Source organism: Pseudarthrobacter sp. (assembly GCF_036675385.1).
In the GTDB taxonomy this organism is placed as follows: Bacteria; Actinomycetota; Actinomycetes; order Actinomycetales; family Micrococcaceae; genus Arthrobacter.
Map to the genome: position 1 here is coordinate 1 of NZ_JAKFFD010000060.1, position 5,135 is coordinate 5,135.

At 66.7% G+C, this 5,135-nt stretch carries 4 protein-coding genes and 1 pseudogene; 3 read left to right on the forward strand and 2 right to left on the reverse strand.

The genetic code is table 11. The features are described 5' to 3' along the window. Nucleotides 1-160 (reverse strand): annotated as a pseudogene (locus tag V6M49_RS05185) (PLP-dependent cysteine synthase family protein); the annotation flags it as partial. Between the two features lie 99 nt (nt 161-259). On the opposite strand from V6M49_RS05185, the gene V6M49_RS05190 reads away from it, so the two are divergent. The 3 genes from V6M49_RS05190 to V6M49_RS05200 are packed head-to-tail and all read left to right on the forward strand — an operon-like array spanning nt 260 to nt 2,753. Beyond that, on the forward strand, nt 260-1,147 hold the full coding sequence (locus tag V6M49_RS05190; protein ID WP_332760409.1) for a sulfurtransferase: 888 nt from the start codon (nt 260-262) through the stop codon (nt 1,145-1,147). Next, nucleotides 1,144-2,328, forward strand: a complete 1,185-nt coding sequence (locus V6M49_RS05195; protein WP_332760411.1) for an NAD(P)-dependent alcohol dehydrogenase — start codon at nt 1,144-1,146, stop codon at nt 2,326-2,328. Before V6M49_RS05190 ends, V6M49_RS05195 begins: the two co-directional genes overlap by 4 nt. Then, nucleotides 2,325-2,753: an HIT family protein gene (locus V6M49_RS05200; protein ID WP_332760412.1), complete on the forward strand. Its 429-nt coding sequence runs from the start codon at nt 2,325-2,327 to the stop codon at nt 2,751-2,753. Before V6M49_RS05195 ends, V6M49_RS05200 begins: the two co-directional genes overlap by 4 nt. Before the next feature lie 78 nt (nt 2,754-2,831). On the opposite strand, the gene V6M49_RS05205 is transcribed toward V6M49_RS05200, so the two are convergent. Further along, nucleotides 2,832-5,135 (reverse strand): DUF3418 domain-containing protein (locus V6M49_RS05205; protein WP_332760414.1); only part of this gene is annotated, 2,304 nt, incomplete at its 5' end.

The following is a 5,135-nucleotide window of genomic DNA, read 5'->3' on the forward strand; positions in this document are numbered from 1 at the left end:
CCGAACGGTGCGTGGATTCGTCCTTGAGGTAAAGCTGGACGCCCCAGTGCTGCGGGAGCGGTACCGAGTAGAGATGGGTATCGGCGGACCGGTTGTTTTCCGCATTGACTTTTCTGATGGCCTGGTCAGCCCAGGCCCGGTCAGCGCTCGCGTTCTTCACCGGACCAGCCTACCGTCGGCCCTACCCGCCAGCCGTTCTGCCGCAGCTAGAGTTGGATCAGCGGCTGCACACCTCACAAGCACAATTGCAAGGAGAACGATGGGTCCACTGATGGCTGTCCCGGCTTTGGCGGCGCGTTTCGACGCCGGCCAGCGAACCGTGTTGCTGGACGTCCGCTGGGCGCTGGGGGACCCGCACGGCCGGGAACACTACCTTGAGGGGCACCTCCCCGGGGCAGTTTTTGTGGACCTCGCCACCGAATTGGCGACGCCGGCCACCCCGGCCCGCGGCAGGCACCCGCTGCCCACGGACGCGGAATTCCAGGAAACTGCCAGGCGCTGGGGGATCAACAACGGCGACGTTGTGGTGGCCTATGACAACAGCGGCAACATGGCCGCCGCCCGGCTCTGGTGGATGCTCCGCAACGCAGGGTTCCAGGACGTGTACCTGCTCGACGGCGGACTGGCCGCCTGGCGGGACGCCGGACTGCCGCTAGACACCGGACCCGTGGACGCCGCCGTCGGGCGTGTCTCCTTTGATATGGCCCCTGTCGGAGGCAGGATGCCCAGTATCGACGCGGCCGGAGCGGCAGACTGGCCGGCAACCGGCGTCCTCCTGGATGCCCGGGCCGGCGAAAGGTACCGGGGCGAATTTGAACCCGTTGATCCCCGCGCCGGCCACATTCCGGGCGCCCGCAGCGCACCCACAACGGAGAACGTGGACGGGGCCGGGCACTTCCTGCCAGCTGGCGAGCTGCGGCGCCGGTTCGAGGACCTCGGCGTCCGTGACGAGGTCCCGGTGGCCGTGTACTGCGGCTCGGGCGTGACTGCCGCCCATGAGGTGGCCGCCCTTGAAATCGCCGGATTCCGGGCCGCCCTCTATCCGGGATCCTTCTCGGAATGGTCCAACAATCCGGCCCTGCCGGTGGCGACGGGCAGTGGCCCGAGTGGCCATGCGGCGGCCCGCGGGGGTAGCGTCGAAGGATGACCCCAGGACGCCCCGTACCGCCGCCCCTTGCCCGCCCCGTATTGCCGAACGACGATGCTGTTGCTGCTCATCCTGCTACGGACCTGGACACCGTTCCCGGCACCGGCGTGCTGGCAGCCGCCTATGGCGCGGCTTCCGCCGACAGCGGCCTGGCACCCCTGACGCTGGCCCGGCGTGCCCCCAAAGCAGATGACGTCGAAATTGCCATCGAATTCTGCGGCCTGTGCCACTCGGACGTGCACGCCACGCGTGGTGAATGGGGCAGCCAGAAATATCCGCTGGTCCCTGGCCACGAGATTGTCGGAACCGTTAGCCGCGTCGGCTCGGCCGTGACCGACTTCATCCCGGGGGACCGCGTTGGCGTCGGATGCATGGTTGATTCCTGCCGTGAATGCGAGAGCTGCCTGGACGGGCTGGAACAGTACTGCGAAATCGGGCTGATCGGGACCTACGGCGCCAAGGATCCGCGCAACGGCGATGCCATCACCCAGGGCGGTTACTCGTCCGCCGTGGTGGTGGACCGGCGCTACGTGGTCCGAGTGCCCGGCAACCTGGACCCCGCCGCCGTCGCCCCCTTGCTCTGCGCAGGCGTCACCACGTTCTCTCCCTTGCGGCACTTCGACGTGGAGGAAGGCGACGTGGTGGGCGTGGTGGGGCTCGGCGGGCTCGGACACATGGCCGTGAAGCTGGCCAAGGCCATGGGGGCGAGGGTGGTGGTGTTCACCACCTCCGAAGGCAAGGTTCCGGCCGCGCTGGAACTCGGGGCCGACGAAGTGGTCCTGTCCCGGGACAAGGATGCCATGGCCGCCGCGGACCGCACCATCGACCTCATTATCGACACCGTGGCTGCTCCGCACGACCTAAATCCGTTTTTCCGCACCCTGCGCGTGGACGGTGCGCTGTTCCAGCTGGGCCTGCCCTCCGACGCCATGCCGCCGGTGAATCCGGGGGCCCTTATCCGGCGGCGGATCGCGTACGCTGGCTCGCTGATCGGCGGCATCGCCGAAACTCAGGAGATGCTCGACTTCTGCGCCGAGCACGGAGTAGTGGCGGATATCGAACTGGTGCGCGCAGACCAGCTGAATGAGGCCTACGACCGCATGGTGGCAGGCGACGTGAAATACCGGTTTGTGCTGGACACCAGCACCCTGCAGGCTCCGGCCGAGAAGGCAGACGCATGAGCACCCTGTTCACCAAAATCATCAATGGCGAGATCCCCGGACGCTTCGTCTGGCGGGAGGCTGACGTTGCGGCCTTCCTGACCACGGGTCCCCTGGCCGACGGGCACACCCTGGTGGTCCCCACCGAGGAGGTGGACCGCTGGACGGATGCGTCCCCGGAGACCCTCGCGAAGGTGATGGAGGTGGCCCGGCGGATCGGTGCGGTGCAGCTGGACGTCTTTCCCGCCGAGCGGGCGGGGCTGATTGTGGCCGGGTACGAGATCAACCACCTGCACGTCCACGTGTGGCCGTCCAGGACCATGGCTGATTTCGATTTCGCCTCGGCCGACCAGAACCCGGATCCCGCCGTGCTGGACGCGAACGCCGAAAAGCTGCGCGCCGGGCTTCGGGCCGCCGGCTATGCGCAGTTCGTTCCCGCCAGCTGAGGCTGACGCTCGCGCCGGTTTGGCCCGGCGGACTTTGCCCGCCCCAGCCGTGGGCCGGCAGGGTCTTTTCCTGCCGGCCTAGGCCGGCGCGAGCGCCTTGTTAAGGACAGCCCGGATCCGCTTTTCGGAGACGGAATAGGCCGTTCCGAGTTCGACGGCGAAGAGGCTCACCCGCAGCTCTTCGATCATCCAGCGGACCTGCGTCAGTTCGGCACCCACCCGACGCCCTGGCAGCAGCGCCGACACGGCGTCGTCGTAATCGTCTTCCAGCCGCTGGACCGCGGCCATGCTCAGGCCATCCCGCTGGACGTTGCCGGGGAGCTTTTCGAGGCGTTTCTCGATGGCGGCAAGGTAGCGGGGGAGCTGGCTCAGCTGCTTGTAGCCGGTGCGGGCCACGAATCCCGGGAACACCAGCTGCTCGAGCTGGCTCCTGACGTCGTTCAGGGCGCTGATGAGTGCGAGGCTGGTGGTGCCCTTCAGCTGTTTCTCAATCCGCCGGGTGCTGGCCAGGACGCGCTCCACCACGGCCGTCACGCTAAAGACGGTATCGATGAGTTCTGCCCGGACCTGCTCGTAGAGGGCGTCGAAGGACGCCCGGTCCCACGGGAGTTCCGCCGGGGTCAGTTTGTCCACGGCAGCGAGGGCGCAATCGGCAATGAGGGCTGACACGGAACCGTGCGGATTCTGGCTGAACGTCAGCTTTTCGGTGTTGTTGAGGTGCTCCAGGACGTAGCGGTCCGGTGAGGGTACTCGGATGGCGAGGAGCCGGATCACACCGCCGCGCATGGCCTCGAGCTGCTCCGACGAGGTCTGGAAGACTCGCAGTGCCACTGATGTTCCTTCATCCACCAACGCCGGATAGCCGGTGACCATGTGGCCGTTGACGGTGTTGCTGACCTGCCGCTGCACCGTGCCGAAGGCCCACTCCGTCAGGCCGGACTGTTCCGTGAAGCCTGTGCCGCTGCCGGCTGCATTTCCGCCAGCCGACGAAGCGGGTACGTTCCCGCCGGACCTTCCGGGTGTCTTCGAATTTCCCCGAGACTGCGGCGCGGTGGTTCCCGGCGTCGCCCCCAGGGATTCAGCAATGGCGCGGCGTGTTGCCGGGGCCAGCCGCTCCTGCAGGGCCGCGAGGTCCTTGCCCTCGTCCAGCACCTTGCCCTGGGTATCGACAACCTTGAAGCTCACCCGCAGGTGGGACGGCACCGCGTCCCAGTTCCAGGAACCGGATGGAATGACGTGGCCGCGGATCCGGCGCAGGGCCAGTTCCAGTGAAGCTTCCAGCTCATCGTGGGCCGGATCAAAGTCCGATTCCAGGGCGGCAACGGCTTGCCGGGCCACATCGGGAGCAGGGACGAAGTTCTTGCGGACCTGCTTGGGCAGGGACTTGATCAGGGCAGCCACGAGCTCGGCACGCTGGCCGGGGATCAGCCAGCGGAAGGCGGCATCATCGAGCTGGTTCAGGAAGAGCACCGGGACTTCGGCCGTGACGCCGTCGGACGGGTTGGGCGGTGACCCGGGCGCCACAGGGTGGAACTCGTAGCTGAGTGGCAGCTCGAAGCCCTTGTGCAACAGCGTCTTCGGATAAGCGGCCTCGTCCAGGTCATCGGCGTCGTTGTTGAGCAGCAATGACTTGTCGTAGTCGAGGAGGTCCGGATTCTGCTGCCGGGCCTCCTTCCACCATTTGTCGAAGTGCCGTTCGGATACAACGTCGGGGCCGATCCTGGCGTCGTAGAACTCAAACAGCGTTTCGTCGTCCACCAGCAGGTCGCGGCGGCGCATCCTGGCTTCGAGCTCCTCGACCTCCAGAAGCAGGGCGCGGTTGCGGTGGAAGAACTTGTGGTGCGTTTTCCAATCGCCTTCCACCAGGGCGTGCCGGATGAACAGCTCGCGGGCCAGCACAGGATCCACTCGGCTGTAGTTGACCCGGCGCTGCGGGATGATGGGCACGCCGTACAGGGTGACCTTCTCGTAGGCCATGACCGCGCCCATTTTGGTGGACCAGTGCGGCTCGCTGTAGCTGCGCTTAACGAGGTCCGGTGCCACCTGCTCCGCCCAGACGGGATCGAACTTGGCTGCGACCCTGGCCCAGAGGCGGCTCGTCTCCACGAGTTCGGCAGCCATCACAAACGTGGGGGACTTCTTGAAGAGCGACGAACCGGGGAAGATGGCGAACCGGCTGCCGCGGGCACCTGCGTATTCGCGCTTGCGCTCGTCCAGGATGCCGATGTGGCTGAGGAGGCCCGACAGCAGGCTCATGTGGATGCCCTCGTGGTTGCCCACAGGATCGGCAAGGCGCTTGTTGTCCAGGCTGATCCCGAGCGGGCGGGCCATCTGGCGGAGCTGGGCGAAGAGATCCTGCCATTCCCTGACGCGAAGGTAGTT